This window comes from Pseudonocardia sp. CA-107938 (assembly GCF_050936315.1).
Taxonomy (GTDB): Bacteria; Actinomycetota; Actinomycetes; order Mycobacteriales; family Pseudonocardiaceae; genus Pseudonocardia.
This window is the reverse complement of sequence record NZ_JBNJNA010000001.1, coordinates 3,838,231-3,858,463: the sequence shown is the minus strand read 5'-3', so window position 1 is coordinate 3,858,463 and position 20,233 is coordinate 3,838,231. Positions and strand designations below refer to the sequence as shown.

The window sequence follows — 20,233 nt, the reverse complement described above, 5'->3', positions numbered from 1 at the left end:
AGGGTCGAGATCAGGTCAGTCGATCAGGTCCATCCCGGTGCCGGAGCGCCCGTTCACCCCGACCGGCGCCGATCCGCCCGACCACAGCTGGCTGCGCCCGCGGGACACGGTGCGCAGCGCCCGGCTCAGGGTGTCCTCGAACTCGGCGAGCTTGGTGTCGACGTAGCTGTCGCACTCCTGGCGCAGGCGGGCCGCCTCGGCCTCCGCGCCGTCGACGATCCGGGCGGACTCGGCGTGCGCGGCGCGCACCACCTCGGTCTGGGAGACGAGCCGGGCCTGCTCGGCCTCGCCCTCGGCGACGAGGCGCTCGGCGTCGGCGTGCGCCCGGTCGGTGAGCTCCTGGTACTGCCGGCGGCCCTCGGCGAGGGCGCGCTCCGCCTCGTGCCGGGCCTGCGCCACCGTCTGCTCGGCCTCCTGCCGGGCCGCGGCGATCATCCGGTCGGCCTCGGCGCGGGCGTTCGCCTTCAGCTCCTCGGCCTCGGACTCGGCGGTGCTGCGGGTGTGCTCGGCCTCCTGGGCCGCCTCGTCGACGAGCTCGTCGCGGCGGTCCAGCACGTCCTGAGCGTCGTCCAGCTCCGCCGGGATGGCCTCCCGGACGTCGTCGAGCAGTTCGAGCACCTCGCCGCGGGGCACGACGCAGTTGGACGTCATCGGGACCCCGCGCGCCTCCTCGACGACGGTGACCAGCGCGTCGAGGGATTCGAAGACCCGGTACACGCCCGGCATCATCCCACCGGGGGCACACCGTTCCCGGCATTCGCGCACGCAGCGCGTGTCAGGTCTGCTCGGCGAGCCGTTCGATCAACCGCGTGTGCACGACCGGTGGCAGGAGGTCAGCGACGTCGCCGCCGAGCTTGGCCACTTCCTTCACGAGCGAGCTGGCCACGAAGCTGGCGCCGGGATCGCCGACCATGAACAGCGTCTCGATGCCGATCAGGTGCTGGTTCATCTGCGCCATCGGCAGCTCGTACTCGAAGTCGCCGGGTCCGCGCAGGCCCTTGACGATCGCCTGCACGTCGGCGTCGCGGCAGTAGTCGACGAGCAGCCCCTCGAACGCGACGGCGCGGACGTTGCCGAACGGCTTCGCGATCTCCTCGATCATCGCGACCCGCTCGTCGGCGGTGAACAGGCCCTTCTTGGCCGGGTTGACCGCCACCAGCACGACGACCTCGTCGAAGAGGGCCGCGACCCGGCCGATGATGTCGAGGTGGCCGTTCGTGGGCGGATCGAAGGAGCCGGGGCAGACGGCGCGCCGCATGGCGGGAGGCTACCCGCCGCCCACGTGCACGATGGTGTCCCCGTAACGACGCTCACGCACGCCGCGCAGCGGGGACGGCCACGGGAACGCGCCGTCGCGGGCCGTCCGCTCGACGGCGACGACGACGTCGTCGGTGAACCAGCCGTGCGCGGCACCGTCGGCGAGCCAGCGCGCCACGTCGTCGGCGGGGACGTCGTAGGGCGGGTCGACGAGCACGACGTCGTAGGTGCGCCGGGCCGGCCCGCGCAGCAGCGCCCCGGCGTCGATCACGGCGATCTCGGCGCCGGGCAGCCCCAGCTCGGCCACGTTGCGGCGCAGCACGGCCGCCGCCCGCCGGTCGGACTCGACGAGCAGCGCGTGCGCTGCCCCGCGCGACAGCGCCTCCAGACCGAGCGCGCCCGATCCGGCGCAGAGGTCGAGCACGGCGGCACCGTCCAGGCCGGGGTCGTGGTCGAGCGCCCCGAACAGCGCCTCGCGCACGCGGTCGGACGTGGGTCGGGTGCCCTTGGCCGGCACGGCCAGTCGCCGCCCGCCGGCGGTGCCGGCGATGATGCGCGTCATCAGGCCGCCGCCCGCGCGCGGTGCTCGCCCGGCCGCACCCCGTTGACCCGGGTGAACGCGGCACTCAACGCGTAGGCGTTGGCGTAGCCGACCTTGCCGGCGATGGTGGCGAGGGTGTCGTCGGTGTCGCGCAGCAGGTCACCGGCCAGGCACAGCCGCCAGCAGGTGAGGTAGGACATCGGCGGCTCCCCCACCAGGTCGCGGAAGCGGCGGGAGAACGCCGCTCGCGACACCGCGGCGTGGCCCGCGAGTTCCGCGACCGTCCAGGGGTGCGCCGGATCGTCGTGCATGAGGGTGAGGGCGCGGCCGACCACGGGATCGCGCTGGGCCGCGTACCAGGGCGGCGCGCCGGACTCGGGGCGGTCGAGCCACTCCCGCAGGGCCGCCAGCAGGAGCAGGTCCAGCAGCCGATCGAGCATGGCGTGCCGCCCCGCCCGTTCCCCGTCCAGCTCAACGGCGGCGAGCGCGATCACCCCGGCGACGCCCGGACCGTCCGCCCGCAGCAGCGCGGGAAGCCCGCCCAGCACGCGGTCGCAGACCCCACCGTGCACGTCGTAGTGGCCGGTGACGACTGCGGTGTCGCCGTCGGTGCCGGTCATGGCGTACGGGTGAGGGCCGACGACGAGCGCCACCTGGCCGGCGGTGAGGCGCACCGGCCGCTCCCCGGCGATCTCGACGGCGGCGTCGCCGCGCGCGACGGCGACGACGGCCAGCGCCGGCCGTTCGGTGCAGCGCACCGACCACGGCGCGCTCAGGGCGGCGCTCTCGACCACTGCCCGGCGCGGGCGGACGTCGGCGAGCAACCGGGACAGGGCGTCGTGCACGTCGCCAGCGTAGACGTAGCCGTATCCGGACGACGTTCTCGAATATCCGTCCGTAGCCCAGGGCCGGGTTGACTGCCGCCATGACCGATCTCGAACCCGTCGCGGTGCTCGGCACCGGCGCGCTGGGCAGCGTGGTGGCCCGCGCGCTGGCGGCTGCCGGGCACCCCACCACCGCCTGGAACCGCACACCCGCCCGCCTGGCCGACCTCGTCGCCGCCGAGCCGGCGATCCGGGCCGCCGGGACCCCCGCCGAGGCGGCGACCGCCGCCACCGTCGTCGTGCTCGCCGTCGCCGACGACGACGCCGCCCACCACCTGCTCGACGTGCTCGGCGGAACGATCGCCGGCCGCACCGTCGTGAACCTCGTGTCCACCACCCCGGAGAGCACGCGGGTGCTCGCCGCCCGGGTCGGCTCCGGCTACCTCGACGGCGCGGCGATGAGCGGCACACGGCTGGTTGGCGATCCCGCCGCGCTCTTCCTCTACGGCGGTGACCCCGGGACGTTCGCTGCTGTCGAGCCCGTACTGCGGGCGCTGGGCACCGCCCAGCACGTCGGCGCGGACCCGGGGGCGGCGTCCTTGTGGGACACGGCGTTGCTGGCCGTCATCCTCGGCGCGCTCGCCGGGTTCCACCACGGGGCGGCACTGGTCGGGGCGCCGGTCGCGCGGTTCGCGGAGGTCGTGCTGGGTCACCTGCCGTTCGTCGCGGACGTCCTCGGCCAGCACGCCGGCCAGATCGACGCGGGTCGCTACCCCGCGGACGACGGATCGGTGGCGGTGTTCGTGGGAGCGGTCGAGCAGCTGGCCGCGGCGTCCGTGGCACGCGGGGTCGCCACCGACGTCCCCGATGCCCTGCTCGCCGTCCTGCAGCGCGCCGTCGCAGCCGGTCACGGCGATGCCGGCCTCGGCAGCGTGGCGGAGGTGCTGCGGTGAGCCGCGCCGTCGCGTTCGACGTGATGCGCGAGGACGTCAAGGCGGTGCTGGGGCGCATCAACTACGCCACGATGACGACGGTCGACGGCCGGCTCCGGCCCCGGTCGCGGGTCCTGATCGCGGTCTGGGAGCTCGACGGGCCGCAGCCGATCGGCTGGCTCGGCACGTTCCGCACGCCGGTCAAGACCGCCCACCTGGCGGCCCACCCGTACGCCACGTTCTCCTACTGGGACCAGCGCCAGGACACCGTCTCGTTCGACACGGGCGCCGCATGGACCGACGACCCCGCTGAGCGGCGCCACGCGTGGCGGCTGTACGAGCAGGGCTCGCCGGCGGGCGTCGGGTACCCGCCGGCCCGCTTCTGGCCGGACGGACCGGACGGCGCGGCGTGGCAGGTGCTGAAGCTGCAGCCCTACCGGGTGCAGCTGCTCCTGGGTCGCGAGCTCGCCAGTGGTGTCCCGCCGCGCATCTGGCGGTCGCCCGCGGAGGGCGTCACTGCAGCTCTATGAGCAGGTCGCCACCCTCCACCTGCTGCACCTTGCCGATGGCCAGCCTGGCGACGGTGCCGGCCTGGTGCGCGGTGATGCTCGCCTCCATCTTCATGGCCTCGATGGTGGCGACGGTCTGCCCCGCCGACACCACGTCGCCCTCGCCGACCTGCAGCGTCACGACGCCGGCGAACGGGGCGGGCACGTGGCGGGGGTTGCCGCGGTCGGCCTTCTCGGTGGCCTTCACGTCGGTCTCGACCGCCTTGTCGCGCACGGTGAGGGGACGCAGCTGCCCGTTGAGCGACGCGAGCACGGTCCGGTAGCCGCGCTCGTCCGGCTCGCTGATGGCCTCCAGCTCGATGAGCAGGTTGACGCCCTTGTCGATCGTGACGGTGTGCTCGCGGTCGGCGTCCAGGCCGTAGAGGAAGTCCAGGGTGCCGAGCACCGAGGTGTCGCCGTAGGCCTCCTGGTGCGCCGCGTACTCCTTGGCCGGGCCGGGGAACAGCAGCCGGTTCAAGGTGGCGCGGCGGTCGTCGCGCAGGTCGCGGCGGTCCTCGTCGGACAGCTCGACCGTCGCCTTCTGCGGCGCGCGCCCCTCCAGCGCACGCGTGCGGAACGGCTCGGGCCAGCCGCCGGGCGGGTCGCCCAGCTCGCCGCGCAGGAACCCGATCACGGAGTCGGGCACGTCGAACTTGCCCGGGTCGGACTCGAAGTCGGCCGCCGAGACGCCCGCCCCGACCAGGTGCAGGGCGAGGTCGCCCACCACCTTCGACGACGGGGTGACCTTCACCAGCCGCCCGAGCATGCGGTCGGCGGCGGCGTACAGGTCCTCGATCAGCTCGAACCGGTCGCCGAGCCCGAGGGCGATGGCCTGCTGCCGCAGGTTGGAGAGCTGGCCGCCGGGAATCTCGTGGTGGTACACGCGGCCCGTCGGCGACGCCAGCCCCGACTCGAACGGCGCGTACACCTTGCGGACGGCCTCCCAGTACGGCTCCAGGTCGCCCACGGCCGCGAGCGACAGCCCGGTGGCGCGCTCGGTGTGGTCGGTGGCGGCGACCAGGGCGGACAGCGACGGCTGGCTCGTCGTCCCCGCCATCGACGCCACCGCCCCGTCCACGGCGTCGACGCCGGCGTCGATCGCGGCCAGCAGCGTCGCGAGCTGGCCGCCCGCCGTGTCGTGGGTGTGCAGGTGCACCGGCAGGTCGAACCGCTCCCGCAGCGCCGTGACCAGCTTCTTCGCCGCGGGCGGGCGGAGCAGCCCGGCCATGTCCTTGATCGCGAGCACGTGCGCGCCCGCCTCGACGATCTCCTCGGCCAGCCGCAGGTAGTAGTCCAGCGTGTACAGGTCCTCGGCGGGGTCGGCCAGGTCGCCGGTGTAGCAGAGCGCCACCTCCGCGACCGCCGTGCCGGTGGCGCGCACCGCGTCGATGGCCGGTCGCATCTGCGCGACGTCGTTGAGCGCGTCGAAGACGCGGAAGATGTCCATGCCGGTGGCCGCAGCCTCCTCGACGAACGCGTCGGTCACCGCGACCGGGTACGGCGTGTAGCCGACGGTGTTGCGGCCGCGCAGCAGCATCTGGGTGCAGATGTTGGGCACCGCGGCGGAGATCGCGGCCAGCCGCTCCCACGGGTCCTCGGCGAGGAACCGCAGCGCGACGTCGTACGTGGCACCGCCCCAGCACTCCAGCGAGAACAGCTGGTGAGCGGTGTGCGCCACCACCGGCGCGACGGCGAGCAGGTCGCGCGTGCGTACCCGCGTGGCGAGCAGCGACTGGTGGGCGTCGCGGAACGTGGTGTCGGTGACGGCGACGGCGGTCTGCTCGCGCAGCGCCCGCGCGAACCCCTCCGGGCCGAGCCGCTGCAAGAGCTGCCGCGACCCGGCCGGCGGCACCGCCGACGCGTCGATCGGGGGCAGCTTGTCGACCGGCTCGATGACCTGCGGACGCGGCCCGTTCGGTCGGTTCACGGTGGTCTCGGCCAGGTAGGTGAGGAGGCGGGTGCCGCGGTCGGCCGGCTGGCGCGCGCTCAGCAGCTCGGGGCGCTCCTCGATGAAGCTGGTGGTGACCCGACCCTCCTGGAAGTCCGGGTCGGACAGCACCGCCGCGAGGAACGGCAGGTTGGTGGCCACGCCCCGGATCCGGAACTCGGCGATCGCCCGGCGCGCCCGGCGCACCGCGTTGCCGAAGTCGTGGCCGGAGCAGGTGAGCTTCACCAGCAGCGAGTCGAAGTGGGCGCTGACCTCGGCGCCGGTGTGGGTCGTGCCGCCGTCCAGCCGCACCCCCGGCCCGCCCGGCGAACGGTAGGTGCTGATCAGACCGGTGTCGGGGCGGAACCCGTTGGCCGGGTCCTCCGTGGTGACCCGGCACTGCAGCGCGGCTCCGGAGATCGTCACGTCCTCCTGGCGCAGCCGCAGCTCCGGCAGCGTCTTCCCGGACGCGATGCGCAGCTGCGCGATCACCAGGTCGCGGTCGGTGACCTGCTCGGTGACCGTGTGCTCGACCTGGATGCGCGGGTTCATCTCGATGAAGTGGTGCGAGCCGCGCTCGTCGAGCAGGAACTCGACGGTGCCCGCGTTGACGTAGCCGATGTGCCGGGCGAACGCGACGGCGTCGGCGCAGATCCGCTCCCGCACGTCCGGGTCGAGGTTGGGTGCCGGCGCGATCTCCACGACCTTCTGGTGGCGCCGCTGCACCGAGCAGTCGCGCTCGTAGAGGTGCACCACGTTGCCCTCGGCGTCGGCAAGGATCTGCACCTCGATGTGGCGCGGGTTCACCACCGCCTGCTCGAGGAACACCGTGGGATCGCCGAACGCCGACTCGGCCTCCCGCATCGCCGCCTCGATCGCGTCGCGCAGCTGCGCGGGCTCGGCCACGCGGCGCATCCCCCGGCCACCACCGCCGGCGACCGCCTTCACGAAGATCGGGAAGCCGACGTCGTCAGCCGCGGCGACCAGCGCGTCCACGTCCGACGACGGCTCCGACGACGCCAGCACCGCCACCCCGGCCTCGCGGGCCGCAGCCACCGCGCGGGCCTTGTTGCCGGTCAGGTGCAGCACGGACGCCGGCGGCCCGACGAACGTGATGCCGGCCTGTTCGCACGCCTCGGCCAGGTCCGGGTTCTCCGACAGGAACCCGTAGCCGGGGTAGACGGCGTCGGCGCCCGCCCGCCGCGCCGCCTTGATCACCTCGTCGACGGAGAGGTACGCGCGCACCGGATGGCCGACCTCACCGATCTGGTAGGACTCGTCGGCCTTCGCGCGGTGCAGCGAGTTGCGGTCCTCGTACGGGTAGATGGCGACCGTCGAGATGCCCAGCTCGTATGCGGCGCGGAACGCGCGGATCGCGATCTCCCCGCGGTTGGCGACCAGGACCTTCTCGAACACACCGACCTCCTCGCTCGCCGGAGATCTCCCGGCGGGCGAACCGTACCCGGGCTCGCGGCCCCACATGCCCCACCGGGCGGGGGCCGGTGCACCCGATCGGCCCCTGCGAGCGCCGTAGGTCTCGGGTACCAAGAAATGATGCGGCACCACGCTCACGCAGTGGCATTCGCGGAAGGCCGACGACTCCGCGAGGAGGCCCGAATGCGGCATTCGTTCCCGCCCGCGCGAGCGCTGGTGATCCTCGCGCTCGTCATGTTGATCACCATGGGGACGGCCGCCCTGGTCACCGCCGCGGTCGGGTTCGCGATCGTGGGCACCCTGATGTCGCCGATCGTCCCGGTGCTCCTCGGGGTGGGGCTCGTCCACGCCGTCTCCGGGTCCGGGCGGCGGCGCCGCCGGCGGCTGCGGCAGGCGCAGGCGCGCCGCCCGGTGGCCGGCCCGTACCGCGGTCCCGCCCGGCCGCCGATGCCGCGCCCGATGATGCGCCCCGCGCCCCCGCCCCGGCCCGACCTCGTGTGGGCGCGCACCCGCAACCGGTTCCACGCCCTGCGCGACGCCTACGCCGCTCACGAGTGCGACACCCTCGCCGTGCTGCGGCTGCCCGCCCTCTCCGACGTGTCGGTGCCGAGCACCGCCCGGTTCGTCGACGCGTTCGCCGAGGCCCAGGCGCTGGAGACCGACCAGTTCCCGCCGCCGCCGCACGCCGTCGCGTTCGCGCACGCCGTCGACAAGGCCGAACGGGCCTGGGAGGCCGCGCGCGACGCCGCCGAGCGCATCCGCCTCTCCGGCCTCACCGCCGACGAACGCCGCACCATCGAGCGCGTCGTCAAGCTGCTCACCACCGCACGCGACTCCGACAGCGACCCGGAGCGCCACGCCGCCTACGCGCTGGCCCGCACCGAGCTGGACAAGCTCGACAAGGCCGGCGTCGTGCACGTGCCGCGGCTGGCGAAGGCCGCGCTCGACTCCGCGGCCCGCGGGAGCCTGCCCGCCGCCTGAGGCCCACGCACATCGTGGTGCGCCCGCGCACATGTTCGACCATGTGCGTGAGCACCCCACCGTATGCGTCAGCCGCCGGGGGCTGACTCAGACCTTGTCGAGGTAGGCCGCGCGCTCCTCGTCGCCGATCGTCTCCGCCACCAGTGCGCGCAGGCCGGGGTGCTCGGCGAGGCCGGGGTCCTGCGCGACGAGGTCCATGGCGTAGACCTGCGACTTCGCGATGATCTCCTCGTGGCGCAGCAGCGACAGCAGCCGCAGCCCGGAGCGCCGCCCCGACTGCACCGCGCCGAGCACGTCGCCCTCGCGGCGCAGCTCCAGATCGAGGCGGGCCAGCTCGAACCCGTCGGTGGTACCGGCGATGGCGTCGAGCCGCTCGCGGGCCGCGCTCGCCGCCGGCATGTCGGTGACCAGCAGGCACACCCCCGGAGCCGAGCCGCGGCCGACTCGGCCGCGCAGCTGGTGCAGCTGGGAGAGGCCGAACCGGTCAGCGTCGAGGATCACCATGCCGGTGGCGTTGGGCACGTCGACGCCCACCTCGATCACCGTGGTGGCGACGAGCACGTCGAGCTCGCCGCGCTCGAAGGCCCGCATCACGGTGTCCTTCTCGTCGGCCGGGAGCTTGCCGTGCAGGATTCCCAGCCGCAGCCCGTGCAGCGCACCCTCGGCCAGCTTGGGTCCGACGTCGAGGACGGCCAGCGGGGGTCGGCGGGCCGACTCCTCCGACTCGTCGTCCTCAGGGGGTTCTTCCGGGTCCTCTTCCGTCGCGGCCTCCCCCACCCGCGGGCACACGACGTACGCCTGGTGACCGGCCTCGACCTCCTCGCGCACCCGCCGCCACACCCGGTCGAACCAGCTCGGCTTCTCCGCCAGCGGCACCACCGTGGTGGAGATCGGCGAGCGGCCACCGGGCAGGCCGTGCAGGGCCGACACGGACAGGTCGCCGTACACCGTCATGGCGACGGTGCGCGGGATCGGGGTGGCCGTCATGACCAGCATGTGCGGGGCCAGCTCGCCGCGGCTGCGCAGGGCGTCGCGCTGCTCCACGCCGAACCGGTGCTGCTCGTCGACGACGACGAGGCCGAGGTCGGCGAACCCGACGCGGTCCTGGATCAGCGCGTGCGTGCCGACGACGATGCCGGCCTCGCCCGACTGCGCGTCGAGGAGGGCGGCGCGCTTGGCCTTCGTGCCGAGCGAGCCGGTGAGCAGCGTGATCTTGGTGGCCTGCTCCGCGGCGCCCAGCTCGCCGGCCTGGCCGAGCGGGCCGAGCATGGCCCGCAGCGAGCGCGCGTGCTGCGCGGCGAGCACCTCGGTGGGGGCGAGCAGCGCCGCCTGCTTGCCGGCGTCGACGACCTGCAGCATCGCCCGCAGCGCCACGATCGTCTTGCCCGCGCCGACGTCGCCCTGGACGAGGCGGTTCATCGGGTGCTCCAGCGCGAGGTCGGCGGCGATCTCCGCGCCCACCTTCTGCTGCCCCTCGGTCAGCGTGAACGGCAGCTGCTCCTCGAACGCCTCGGCCAACCCGCCCGGCTTCGGCGGGCACGCCGGCGCCGGCCGCTGCGCGGTGGCCTCGCGGCGGAGAGCGAGCGCGAGCTGGACGCCCATCGCCTCGTCCCACACCAGCCGGGCCCGCGCGGCGTGGTGGTCGGCCTCCGACTCGGGCACGTGGATGCGGCGCAGCGCGCGGCCCAGCTCGGCCAGGCCCTCGCGGCGGCGCAGGCTCTCCGGCAGCGGGTCGGTCGGGTCGTCGACCATGTCGAGCACCTGCCGCACGCACCGGGCGATCTGCAGCGACGTCATCTTCGCCGTGGCCGGGTACACCGAGACGAACGGGCGGATCTCGTCCTCGGGATCGAACGGCTCGAACTGCGGGTGCGTGAGCTGCAGCTTCTTGTTGAAGACACCGACCTTGCCGGAGAAGACGGCCCGCAGCCCCGGCTTGACGACGTGGCCGACCTTCCGCCCGTTGAAGAACGTGCAGTCGAGGGTGGCGCCCTTCTCGTCGCGGATGACGACGTTGAGCAGCTCGCCCCGGCGCTGCCGCATCGGGCGCAGGCTGGCCGACTCCACCTGCGCGATGACGGTGACGTGCTCGCCGATCTCGAACCCGGCGATGTCGGTGAGCTTGCCGCGGTCGACGTAGCGGCGCGGGTAGTGGCGCAGCAGGTCGCCGACGGTGTGGATCTCCAGCTGGGCGGCCAGCAGGTCGGCCGTCTTGCGGCCGAGCAGCGGCTCCAGGGGAGAGTCGAGGTCGGCGCGGTCGTACTGCGGCATCACTCCACCCCCAGCACCAGCGGGAAGTCGGTCTGACCGCCGCGGTGCACGATCACGTCGACCTCCGGGTGGGTGCGGCGCAGGTCGAGCGCCAGGCCCTCACCGAGCGCGGGGTCGGCGTCGGCGCCCAGCAGCGCCGTGACGATCTCGCCACCGGCCGTCAGCATGCGATGAGCCAACCACAGGGCACCGACAGCCAGATCGGGGGCGATGAGCACCACCTCACCGTCGGAGATGCCGAGCACGTCACCGGGCTCGCAGCGACCCACCCAGGTCAGCGCCTCCGACTCGGCCACCATCAGCCCGGCGGTGCGGGTGCCCGCGGCCGCTTCCGCCATCGCGACGACGTCGTCGCCGGCGCGGCGGTGCGGGTCGTGCACGGCCAGTGCGGAGAGCCCCTGCAGCACGGACGACGTCGGAATCACCACGACGTCCTGGCCGGTGCGGCGCGCCTTCGCGGCAGCCTTCTCGGCGACCGTGGTGAGCTCGGCGTCGTCCGGCAGCAGCACGACGTGCCGCGCACGGGTGGCCGCGAGGGCCGCAGCCAGCTCGTCGTCGCCGACCTGCTGGTCGGGATCGCGTTCCAGCACCTGGGCGCCGGCCTCCCCGGCCAGCTCGGCCACCTCGGCACCGGTGACGACCATCAGCACCGCCCTGGCCTTCACGAACCAGGCGTCCGGCGGGGCCGCACCCGGGGCCGGGGTGTCGCCGAACCGGACGACCGTGATCCGCCGCGGCCGACCCACCGTCAGACCGGCCTCGATGACGGCGCCGACGTCGCTGCAGTGCACGTGGACGTTCCAGGTGCCGGCGCCGTCGCCGACCACGGCGACCGAGTCGCCCAGCTCGTCCAGCTCGTCGCGCAGGACGTCGGCGGCGCGCCGGTTCACGCCGTCGAGCAGGTACATGACCTCGTACTCGAAGTCGACGGAACCGCCTTCGCGATCCCCCACCAGTGCCTCCCGGCTGCGCAGCGGGGGGCGGCCGGTCGTGGCGGGCAGCGGCACGGTCTCGGTCGGCTCGCGGTCGGTGACCAGCCCGGCCAGTGCGTCGAGCACGACGTAGAGGCCGAGCCCACCGGCGTCGACGACGCCGGCTCTGGCCAGCTCCGGCAGCTGCGCGGTGGTCTGGCGGACGGCGCGCTCCGCGGCGTCCGCGGCGGCGGCCGCGGCCGCGGGGAGGGCCTTCCCGGCGGCCGCGCCCGCCGCCTCCTCCAGGACGGTCAGGATCGTGCCCGGACGGGGCCGCGACAGTGCCGAGCGCGCTGCCACGGACGCGGCGTCCAGCGCGGCGGCCAGGTCACCGCGGTCGGCGACGGCATCGGCCACCCCGCGCAGCACCTGCGAGAGCAGCACCCCCGAGTTGCCGCGGGCCCCGGTCAGCGCACCCTTCGCCAGCGCTGCTGCCGGATCGGCCGCGCCCTCCACCTCGGCGAGCGCGGCCCGCAGCGTGAGCAGCATGTTCGAGCCCGTGTCGCCGTCGGCGACGGGGAACACGTTGATGCGGTCGATCTCGGCGCGGTGCCGCTCCAGGCCGTCGGCCGCCGCAGCCACCCACCGGACGAACAGAGGGGCGTCGAGGGCGGGGACCACGCCGGGGAGGGTATCCGGTGGTACGGGTGCTCCACGCTGACACACTCAGGGCCGACAGCACGAACTCCAGGGAAGGCACCTCGTGGCACGCGGCACCCGTTCGGCGCGCGGCGCCAGGCCCCCGCGGAAGGCGCCGGAGAAGGTGGGGCGGCGGGTCGAGTTCACGTTCCTGCCCGGCCTGGAGGCCGTCGTTCGGGACGAGCTGCGCTCCGTCGTGGGCGACAAGCCGGTGACGAGCGTGCGCGAGGACGCCGTCGCCGCGACCGTCACGGGCCCCCTGCACACGCTGATGGCGCTGCGGACGGTCGTGGCGCCGTTCCTCGTCCTGCACGCGGACGTGCCCCGCCCGACGTCGCTGCTGGACGGACGCCAGTTCCCCCGCCTCGTCGAGACGGTGCGGGACGCGGCCAACGCCGACCGGCGGGCCGTGTCGCGCTCGTTCCGCATCGACGCGGCCGGCCGCGACTCCGCCGGATTCCGGCAGGTCGCCGACCAGATCGCGGCGGCAACCCGGATGCGCCACGACCCGCAGGAGGGCACCACGCTGCTGCGGTTCCGCCGCTCCGGCGAGGGTTGGGACGTGCTGGTGCGGCTGGGGAACCGGCCGCTCTCGGCGCGGACCTGGCGGCGCTCCGGCTACGTGGCCGCCGCCAACGCGACGGTGGCCGCGGCGATGGTGCGCCTCTCCCGCCCGTCCCCCGACGACCGCGTCGCGGCCCTGATGTGCGGCTCGGGCACGATCCTCGTCGAGCGGCTTCTGGCGGCGCCGTCCCGCGTCGCCGTCGGCGTCGACCTGGCGGCGGACGCGATCGCCGCGGCGCAGGAGAACCTCGCCGGCGCTGGGCTGACCGGGCGCGCCCGGCTGTTCACCGCCGACATCGCCGATCAGGAATGGGCTGCGGGCGGGCCGTTCGACGTGCTGCTCTCCGATCCCCCGTGGGGCGACAAGATCGGCGACCACGCCGGCAACGAGGAGCTGCACACCCTGCTGCTGCGGCGCGCCCACGACGTCGCGGCACCGGGCGCCCGGCTCGTCGTGCTCACGCACGAGATCAAGATCATGGCGCGCTGCCTCACGGCCGCGAAGGACCTCTGGCGCCCGGTGAGCGAGCAGAAGGTGTTCAACAAGGGCCACCACCCCCGCATCTACGTGCTGCGGCGGCGTTGAGCAGGCCCGGTCGACGCGTCGAGAACGAAGTTGTGGTGATCAACAGGGCTTGTTGATCACCGTAAGTTCGTTCTCGACGCGTGTCCGGCCTCAGCCCATGCCGACGGCCGCGCGGACGCCGCCGAGCACCTCGCCTGCGCGGACCCTGGCCTTCGCCGCACCGGCCGCCAGCCGCTCGTCCAGGTCGCTGTCCGGCGCCATGAGCTCGTCGTAGCGCTCGCGGAGCGGGCCCATCTGCTGGTCGAGGGTCTCGAAGAGGATGTTCTTGAGGTCGCCCCAGCCCATGCCGCCGGCCTTGAGCCGCTCGCGCACGTCGGCGACGACGTCGGGCGCGGCGAACTGCTCGAGGATCTGGAACACCGAGGAGCTGTCGGGGTCCTTCGGCTCCTCGACGGGCGTGGAGTCGGTGGCGATGCGCCGCACCACCTTCTTGAGCTGCGACGACGGCGCGAACAGCGGGATGGTGTTGTCGTAGCTCTTGCTCATCTTGCGGCCGTCGGTGCCGGGGAGGGTCTTGCCGGCGTCGGCGGCGGGCAGCACGAGCTCGGGCACCTTCAGCCGGTAGGTCTCGCCGAAGAGCGCGTTGAACGACTTCGCGATGTCGGCCGCGTACTCGACGTGCTGCGACTGGTCCTTGCCGACGGGCACGACGTCGGTGTCCATGAGCAGGATGTCGGCGGCCATCAGCACCGGGTAGTTGTAGGTGCCCATGTTGATGCCGGCGTCGAGGTCCTCGATCCCCGCCTCGGCGTTGCGGTCGCGCGCGGCCTTGTAGGCGTGCGCCCGGTTCATCAGGCCCTTGCCGGTGACGCAGGCGAGCACCCAGGCCAGCTCGAACGTCTCCGGCACGTCGGACTGCCGGTACATGGTGATGCGGTCGGTGTCGAGGCCAGCCGCGATCCACGTCGCCGCGACGGACCGCGAGTAGTGGCGCATCTGCGCGGCGTCGCGCACCGTCGTCAGCGCGTGGTAGTCGGCGATGAAGTACATCGCCTCGTACGTGTCGGCCAGCTGCAGCGCCGGCCGGATCGCCCCGATCAGGTTGCCGAGATGCGGCTCGCCGGTGGGCTTGATGCCGGTCAGCGAGACCTTGCGTTGCGTCACGAGGCCACGTTATCGCGGCGCCCTCGGAGTCGACGCAGCACGACCGTCAGCTCGTGGCGGTTGTGGTGCAGCTGCCGGGCGAAGACGACGTCGTAGCGCGCGCCGAGGCGCTGCCGGCACCGCTGCAGCGTCTCCAGGGGGCGGTGGGTGCCCGTCTTCAACGTCATGACGGCGAGGGCGCCGGGACGCAGCCGCTGCGCGGCCTCCAGCATCACGTCGCAGGACAGCAGCGGGTCCATCCGCATGTCGTTGACGACGAGGTCGAACTCCAGGTCGGTCGCCCGGAAGAACTCCCCCGCCGTCGTGCGGACGTGGTGGACACCCGGGTCGCCGAGCACGCGCGGGTCCATGTCGCCCGGGTCGACGGCCCACACCTGCGGGCCACGCAGCCGCACGATGCGCGTCCAGCCACCGGGGGCCGCGCCGAGGTCGACCGCGTTGCCGCCCTTCGGGAGATCCAGGGGGACGAGCCCGAACAGCTCCTCCAGCTTGAACTCCGCCCGCGACACGTGGCCGGGGCCCTTGGCCAGGCGCACCCGGCCGCCGGGCCAGTCGCAGAGCGCGTCGGCGGTGCGGTTCAGGCCGAGCACCACGCCGCGCTCCGTCGTGCACACCGACAGGACGAGCTCGCGACCCGACCGCCCGACCGTCGTGCCGCGCTCGGCGAGCGCGTCGCGGACCCCCGCGAAGACCTCACCGGAGCCGTAGCCGGCCTTCGGCGAGCCGCTCGCCCACGCCTGCACGGCGAGATCGGCTCCGGGTGGGGCCAGCTCGACGGCCGCGGCCACGACGTCCGCGAGACCGGCGCCGGGCGCCAGCCGGGCCCGCTCGACCGCCAGGTGCTGCACGAACGCCATCCGCCCCGTGCTGGCGGCCTCCGCGACCTCCGCGATCGACGGCCCCTCCACCGCACCGAGGTCCGGTCCGATCCGTTCGAGCCGGATCGCGCGGCCGAACACGCTGCGCAGCTCGTGACCCGCCGTGTCCAGGTTCTCCTCGGACGCGGAGTAGAGAACGGACCCGGGCGCGGAGGCGGACACGGCCGGACGCTAACATCGGGGGCGGACCGGGCGGTCGGCCGCAGGTGGGCACGCCGCCCTCGACGCGGTGTGCCGGAGCAGGTCTGTAGACTTGACCGCTGGCACGCGCACTTCAGCAGGTACGGAGAGGATTCACCATCATGGCCGCAGTCTGCGAGATCTGCGACAAGTCGCCAGGCTTCGGCAAGCGCAACGCCCGCCTCGGCAAGGGCGCCCTGAAGCGGCGCATCAAGGCCAAGACGCTGCGGCGCTGGGACCCGAACATCCAGACCATGCGCGTCGCCGACGGCGGCAACACGAAGAAGATCAACGTGTGCACGACGTGCATCAAGTCCGGCAAGGTGCACCGGGCCGTCTCGGCCTGACCGAAGCCTCCACGAAGCCCTCCGGCCGGCGGCCGGAGGGCTTCGTCGTGTTCAGCCTGGGTAGTCCGCCGACACGGCCAGCTCCGCCACGGCGTCCAGGTCGGCGAGTCGCGCGTGCAGCCGTTCGCGGATGCGCTCGACGGCGACGCGCCCGAGCGGCAGCCGCAGCGGTGCCGCCCCTGCGTGCACCGTGTCGACGATGATCGCCGCGGCGCGAACCGGGTCGCCGGGCTGGTTGCCGTCCTGTTGGGCGAACTGCTCCCGCAGCGTGCCCGCAGGGGTGCCCGCGTAGTCGGCGATCGGCTCTGCCCAGGTCATGCTGGTGCCGGCGTACCGCGTGCGGAAGCGGCCGGGCTCGACGATCGTGACGCGGATGCCCAGCGGTGCGACCTCCCCGGCCAGTGCCTCGGAGGCGCCCTCCAGCGCGAACTTCGACGTCGCGTAGGCCGCGTGGCCGGGGTTGCCGATCACCCCGCCGACCGACGAGAGCTGCACGATGTGGCCGCTGCGCGCGGCCCGCATGTGCGGCAGGACCGCGCGGGTCATGGCGATCGCGCCGAACACGTTGGTCTCCAGCACGCGGCGCAGGTCCGGCTCGGCGACCTCCTCCAGCGCGCCGATGTGCCCGAACCCGGCGCTGTTGACGAGCACGTCGATCGGGCCGCGGGCCGCGACCGACTCGACGACCGAGCGCACCTGGTCGGGCTGCGTGACGTCGAGCGCCGCGGTCTCGGTCCCGCGCTCGGCCAGGTCGTCGAGCCTGCTCGGATCGCGGGCCGTGACGACCGCGGCGTCACCGCGCGCGAGGACGGTCTCGGCGATGGTGCGTCCGAAGCCGCTGGAACCTCCGGTGATCAACCATCGGAGAGTGGAAACATCTGCCATGCATTCATCATGGAAAGGCGTGTCCCCGCCCGTCCAAGACCGGTTCGACGTCTCATTCATCGCGTTGCATGATGAATGACGTGGAGCTGCGCCAACTCACCTACTTCGAGGCCGTCGTCGCGCACGGCGGGTTCGGTCGCGCGGCGCAGCATCTGCGGATCGCGCAGCCCGCGGTGTCGACGCAGGTGCGCAAGCTGGAGTCCGAGCTGGGCGTGACCCTCCTGCGCCGGACCACGCGCCGGGTCGAGCTGACCCGCGCCGGTGAGCTGTTCCTGGCCAAGGTTCGGGCCGTCCAGGACGAACTTGCGGCCGCCCGCACCGACCTCGCACTCCTCGCCGGTGGGGACATCGGCCGGGTGCGGATCGGGGCGATCCAGGCGCTCGACCCGTTCGACCTGTCCAGCTCGCTCGCGGCCTTCCATCGCCGCCATCCGGACGTCGAGCTGGTCCTGCGACCGGGCCGGGTCGCCGCACTGCTGGACGCCCTCGACCACGACCACATCGATCTGGCGATCTGCCCGCTGCCCGGCGAGCTGCCCGAGCACGTCACGGCAGCACACCTGTTCACCGACGAGCTGGTGCTGATCACAGCGCCAGAGCACCCGACGGCCACGGCCGGCGCCCTGCCCATCACCGCCCTGCGGGACGAGCCGTTCGTCTGCCTGCCGCCGGCCAGCGGCCTGCGTGCCCGCCTCGAACAGCTGGCCGCCGATGCCGGCTTCACTCCGCGCATCCCGTTCGAGAGCGCCAGCCTGCCGCAGCTGCGCGACCTCGTCGCGCACGGGCTGGGCGTCGCCCTGCTGGCCCGCTCGGTGGCCGAGGCACCCGGCCGGCCCGTGGCGGTGCACCAGGTGGACCCGGGACCGGTGCTGCGGCCCGTCGGGCTCCTGCACCGCACCGACCGGCCTCTCGTACCAGCGGCGCAGGCCTGCCGGGCGTTCCTGCTGCGCTCGGCCGGAGCACACCGCCGGCCACCGCACGCTTCGTGACGCGCGGTACCCGGTCAGCCCTGCGCCTCGTCGCCCGACCGCCGGCCGTCGTCGTCGGCCTCCACGCGGAGGTGGTCCCTGGCACGGCGATGGGCCGTGGAGGACGGGATGCCGGTGAGGCGTTCGATCGTTGGCCAGGAGAGTCCGTGGCGGTCATGGAGGACGGCCAACGCGCGCCCAGTGAGATCCAGGGCTTCCCTGCGGGAGGTCTCGGCGTCGCGGGCGAGCCGGACGAGATCGTCCGCCTGCATCGCCTCCAAGTCCACGGCCGGACACTACGTTCGACCCCCTTCCCACTCTGGGAAGCATCTTCCCACTATGGGAAGGTGTCACCGTGGAGGAGGCCGATCCGCTCATCACCTTGATTGCCGGCAACCCGGGCATGGCCGAGCGCCTTGCGAGAGATCACGCCGACGATGGGACGGGCCGCTGCCGCGTATGCTCCGGTGGCGCTCAATCGGGCCGCTACGTCTGGCCCTGCTCGCTCTACCGCGCCGCGATCAAGGTGCATGAGTCCCGCGACGCCCGGTGAGGGGCATCCAGCCCAGCTGGGAGGACGAGCTGCGCCGGGCGTTGTCGTTCATCGCCCAGGTGACGCGGGCCGGGCTGCTACGGCAGCTTCCAGTCGATGGGCTCGCCGCCGATCTCCTCCAGCAGCGCGTTGGCGCGGCTGAACGGGCGAGAGCCGAAGAAGCCGTTGGCCGCCGACATGGGCGAGGGGTGGGCGGACTCGACGCACGGCACGTCCTGCAGCAGCGGCACCAGGTTGCGGGCGTCGCGGCCCCACAGGATGGCGACGAGCGGGTCGGCGTCGCGCTCGACGAGCGCGCGGATCGCCTGCTCGGTGACGGCCTCCCAGCCCTTGTTGCGGTGCGAACCCGGGGCGCCGGGGGCCACCGTGAGGCACCTGTTGAGCAGCAGGACGCCCTGCTCGGTCCACGGCGTGAGGTCGCCGGTGGACGGGGCGGGGTGGCCGAGGTCCTCCGAGTACTCGCGGAAGATGTTCATCAGCGACCGCGGCAGCGGGCGGGTCTCCGGCGAGACGGAGAACGAGAGGCCGACGGCGTGCCCGGGCGTCGGGTACGGGTCCTGGCCGACGATCAGCACCCGCACCGCCTCGAACGGCTGCTGGAACGCGCGCAGCACGTTGGCCCCTGCGGGCAGGTAGCGGCGGCCGGCGGCGTTCTCGGCGCGCAGGAACTCGCCCATCTGCGTGATCACCGGCGCGACCGGGGCCAGCGCCCGCGCCCAACCGGCCTCGACGACCTCCTCGAGGGGCTTCGCGGCCATCAGCCGATCCTCCGCAGCTCCGCGCGGAACCGCTTGCCCCGCGCGATGTAGCTGTCGATGGCGTACTGGACGAGATCGGGGTTGACCTCGTAGCCCTCGCGCACGCGCGCCGGCACACCCATCGCCATCGTGAGCGGCGGGATCTGCGCGCGCGGCGAGACCACCGCACCGGCCGCGACGATCGCTCCCTCGCCCACCGACGAGCCGTTCAGCACCACCGACCCGGACGAGATGAGCGCGCGGTTGCCGATCCGTGCCGCCTCGATGTGCACGTTGTGCCCGACCGTCACCTCGTCGCCGATGATCGTCGGCTCGAACGCCGTGGTGTGGATGATCGAGCCGTCCTGGATGCTGGTACGAGCACCGACCTCGATGCGGCCGTCGTCGCCGCGCAGGACCGCCGTCGGCCAGATCGAGGACTCCGCGCCGATCGTGACGTTGCCGATCACCACCGCGTCGGGGTGCACGTACGCCTCGGGATGGATGTCCGGCTCGCTGTCGCCGAGTGCATAGACGGGCATCGGGTCAGCCTATGAGGCGCCCGTTCCCGGCCGTGAGCGGCCTCACCTGATCATCTGGAACGATCCAGACACGTCGAGCGATGTACTGGGTGCACGCACAACACCGACGACGCACCGAAGGGAATGAACTCCATGACCGACCGTCTCCGCCGCGCCATGCGCCGCCTCGACGAGTGGACGCTGATCGCGTTCAACCCGCAGCCGGTGCTGCGGCGCCGCTGAGGTAGATCCAGAGCCAGTCCGCTCCCCAGCGACCACCCCCGCCGACCCGTCAGGGCGCGGGGGTGTCGCGCATCAGGTGTTGGGACGCAGCCGCATCCACAGGAAGAACGCGGCGGCCACCACCAGCATCACGATCCCGGACCACAGGTTCATGTGCAGCCCGCCGGACTTGTCCAGCTCCGCCTGCGGGGTGTCGGTGATCGCGATGATCACCAGCAGCAGGCCGAAGACGCCGAACAGCAGCGCGATCACCGTGCGCAGGTCGAAGAGGGTCGACGCGGCGCTGGGGACCTCCTCGTCGCCCGCGGTCTCCTTCTCGAGATCAGCCATGGTCTACCTCCC

The 20,233-nt window shown here is 73.5% G+C and carries 21 protein-coding genes; 7 read left to right on the top strand and 14 right to left on the bottom strand.

Annotated elements, in window-relative coordinates; translation table 11 throughout:
* Nucleotides 1–15: 15 nt before the first annotated feature.
* The 4 genes from ACQEVB_RS19195 to ACQEVB_RS19180 are packed head-to-tail and all read right to left on the bottom strand — an operon-like array spanning nt 16 to nt 2,643.
* Nucleotides 16–717 carry a DivIVA domain-containing protein gene (locus ACQEVB_RS19195; protein WP_432973112.1) on the bottom strand — a complete coding sequence of 234 codons (702 nt, stop codon included), beginning with the start codon at nt 715–717 and terminating at the stop codon, nt 16–18.
* A 58-nt stretch (nt 718–775) separates the two neighbouring features.
* On the bottom strand, nt 776–1,258 hold the full coding sequence (gene coaD, locus ACQEVB_RS19190; protein ID WP_432973109.1) for a pantetheine-phosphate adenylyltransferase: 483 nt from the start codon (nt 1,256–1,258) through the stop codon (nt 776–778).
* A gap of 9 nt (nt 1,259–1,267) precedes the next feature.
* Complete coding sequence (rsmD, locus tag ACQEVB_RS19185) at nt 1,268–1,819, bottom strand: 16S rRNA (guanine(966)-N(2))-methyltransferase RsmD (RefSeq protein ID WP_432973106.1); 552 nt, start codon at nt 1,817–1,819, stop codon at nt 1,268–1,270.
* Nucleotides 1,819–2,643, bottom strand: coding sequence for an AraC family transcriptional regulator (locus tag ACQEVB_RS19180; protein ID WP_432973103.1), 825 nt, complete (start codon nt 2,641–2,643; stop codon nt 1,819–1,821). Before ACQEVB_RS19180 ends, rsmD begins: the two co-directional genes overlap by 1 nt.
* 80 nt (nt 2,644–2,723) lie before the next feature.
* Here ACQEVB_RS19180 and ACQEVB_RS19175 point away from each other — a divergent pair, with 80 nt between their 5' ends.
* Complete coding sequence (locus tag ACQEVB_RS19175) at nt 2,724–3,575, top strand: NAD(P)-binding domain-containing protein (RefSeq protein WP_432973100.1); 852 nt, start codon at nt 2,724–2,726, stop codon at nt 3,573–3,575.
* Nucleotides 3,572–4,084, top strand: a complete 513-nt coding sequence (locus ACQEVB_RS19170) for a pyridoxamine 5'-phosphate oxidase family protein (RefSeq protein ID WP_432973097.1) — start codon at nt 3,572–3,574, stop codon at nt 4,082–4,084. The genes ACQEVB_RS19175 and ACQEVB_RS19170 overlap by 4 nt, the downstream gene beginning before the upstream one ends.
* Here ACQEVB_RS19170 and ACQEVB_RS19165 read toward each other — a convergent pair.
* Nucleotides 4,068–7,445 (bottom strand): pyruvate carboxylase, encoded by a 3,378-nt coding sequence (locus ACQEVB_RS19165; RefSeq protein WP_432973094.1) that lies wholly within the window; start codon nt 7,443–7,445, stop codon nt 4,068–4,070. The genes ACQEVB_RS19170 and ACQEVB_RS19165 overlap by 17 nt on opposite strands.
* 201 nt (nt 7,446–7,646) lie before the next feature.
* Between ACQEVB_RS19165 and ACQEVB_RS19160 the strand changes: the two genes are divergently transcribed.
* A complete protein-coding gene (locus ACQEVB_RS19160; protein ID WP_432973091.1) occupies nt 7,647–8,444 on the top strand; it encodes a hypothetical protein in 798 nt (265 codons plus the stop codon).
* Nucleotides 8,445–8,531: 87 nt separating this feature from the next.
* Here ACQEVB_RS19160 and recG read toward each other — a convergent pair whose 3' ends face one another.
* Nucleotides 8,532–10,715, bottom strand: coding sequence for an ATP-dependent DNA helicase RecG (gene recG, locus ACQEVB_RS19155; RefSeq protein ID WP_432973089.1), 2,184 nt, complete (start codon nt 10,713–10,715; stop codon nt 8,532–8,534).
* Nucleotides 10,715–12,307 (bottom strand): DAK2 domain-containing protein, encoded by a 1,593-nt coding sequence (locus ACQEVB_RS19150; protein ID WP_432973086.1) that lies wholly within the window; start codon nt 12,305–12,307, stop codon nt 10,715–10,717. Before ACQEVB_RS19150 ends, recG begins: the two co-directional genes overlap by 1 nt.
* 82 nt (nt 12,308–12,389) lie before the next feature.
* Between ACQEVB_RS19150 and ACQEVB_RS19145 the strand changes: the two genes are divergently transcribed.
* Nucleotides 12,390–13,475 (top strand): methyltransferase, encoded by a 1,086-nt coding sequence (locus tag ACQEVB_RS19145; protein WP_432973083.1) that lies wholly within the window; start codon nt 12,390–12,392, stop codon nt 13,473–13,475.
* 90 nt (nt 13,476–13,565) lie between these two features.
* Here the strand turns inward: ACQEVB_RS19145 and ACQEVB_RS19140 are convergent, their stop codons facing one another.
* Together ACQEVB_RS19140 and ACQEVB_RS19135 are read right to left on the bottom strand one after the other, a co-directional pair.
* Nucleotides 13,566–14,579, bottom strand: coding sequence for a tryptophan--tRNA ligase (locus tag ACQEVB_RS19140; protein ID WP_432973080.1), 1,014 nt, complete (start codon nt 14,577–14,579; stop codon nt 13,566–13,568).
* Complete coding sequence (locus ACQEVB_RS19135; protein ID WP_432973077.1) at nt 14,576–15,619, bottom strand: SAM-dependent methyltransferase; 1,044 nt, start codon at nt 15,617–15,619, stop codon at nt 14,576–14,578. The genes ACQEVB_RS19140 and ACQEVB_RS19135 overlap by 4 nt, the downstream gene beginning before the upstream one ends.
* A 140-nt stretch (nt 15,620–15,759) precedes the next feature.
* On the opposite strand from ACQEVB_RS19135, the gene rpmB reads away from it, so the two are divergent.
* Nucleotides 15,760–15,984, top strand: coding sequence for a 50S ribosomal protein L28 (gene rpmB, locus ACQEVB_RS19130; protein ID WP_432973074.1), 225 nt, complete (start codon nt 15,760–15,762; stop codon nt 15,982–15,984).
* A gap of 51 nt (nt 15,985–16,035) precedes the next feature.
* Here rpmB and ACQEVB_RS19125 read toward each other — a convergent pair whose 3' ends face one another.
* The gene (locus tag ACQEVB_RS19125; protein WP_432973071.1) at nt 16,036–16,869 is read right to left on the bottom strand and encodes an oxidoreductase; all 834 of its coding nucleotides are present in this window, start codon (nt 16,867–16,869) and stop codon (nt 16,036–16,038) included.
* Nucleotides 16,870–16,949: 80 nt separating this feature from the next.
* Here ACQEVB_RS19125 and ACQEVB_RS19120 point away from each other — a divergent pair, with 80 nt between their 5' ends.
* Nucleotides 16,950–17,858 carry a LysR family transcriptional regulator gene (locus ACQEVB_RS19120; RefSeq protein WP_432973069.1) on the top strand — a complete coding sequence of 303 codons (909 nt, stop codon included), beginning with the start codon at nt 16,950–16,952 and terminating at the stop codon, nt 17,856–17,858.
* Nucleotides 17,859–17,872: 14 nt separating this feature from the next.
* Here the strand turns inward: ACQEVB_RS19120 and ACQEVB_RS19115 are convergent, their stop codons facing one another.
* Nucleotides 17,873–18,124, bottom strand: a complete 252-nt coding sequence (locus tag ACQEVB_RS19115) for a hypothetical protein (protein ID WP_432973066.1) — start codon at nt 18,122–18,124, stop codon at nt 17,873–17,875.
* Between the two features lie 68 nt (nt 18,125–18,192).
* Between ACQEVB_RS19115 and ACQEVB_RS19110 the strand changes: the two genes are divergently transcribed.
* Nucleotides 18,193–18,390, top strand: coding sequence for a hypothetical protein (locus ACQEVB_RS19110; RefSeq protein ID WP_432973063.1), 198 nt, complete (start codon nt 18,193–18,195; stop codon nt 18,388–18,390).
* A 77-nt stretch (nt 18,391–18,467) separates the two neighbouring features.
* Here the strand turns inward: ACQEVB_RS19110 and ACQEVB_RS19105 are convergent, their stop codons facing one another.
* From ACQEVB_RS19105 to ACQEVB_RS19095, 3 genes are all read right to left on the bottom strand, one after another.
* The gene (locus ACQEVB_RS19105) at nt 18,468–19,148 is read right to left on the bottom strand and encodes a uracil-DNA glycosylase (RefSeq protein WP_432973060.1); all 681 of its coding nucleotides are present in this window, start codon (nt 19,146–19,148) and stop codon (nt 18,468–18,470) included.
* Entirely contained in the window at nt 19,148–19,669 is a 522-nt protein-coding gene (locus tag ACQEVB_RS19100) for a gamma carbonic anhydrase family protein (RefSeq protein WP_432973057.1), read from the bottom strand. Before ACQEVB_RS19100 ends, ACQEVB_RS19105 begins: the two co-directional genes overlap by 1 nt.
* Before the next feature lie 294 nt (nt 19,670–19,963).
* Entirely contained in the window at nt 19,964–20,221 is a 258-nt protein-coding gene (locus tag ACQEVB_RS19095) for a hypothetical protein (RefSeq protein WP_432973054.1), read from the bottom strand.
* Nucleotides 20,222–20,233 lie beyond the last annotated feature (12 nt).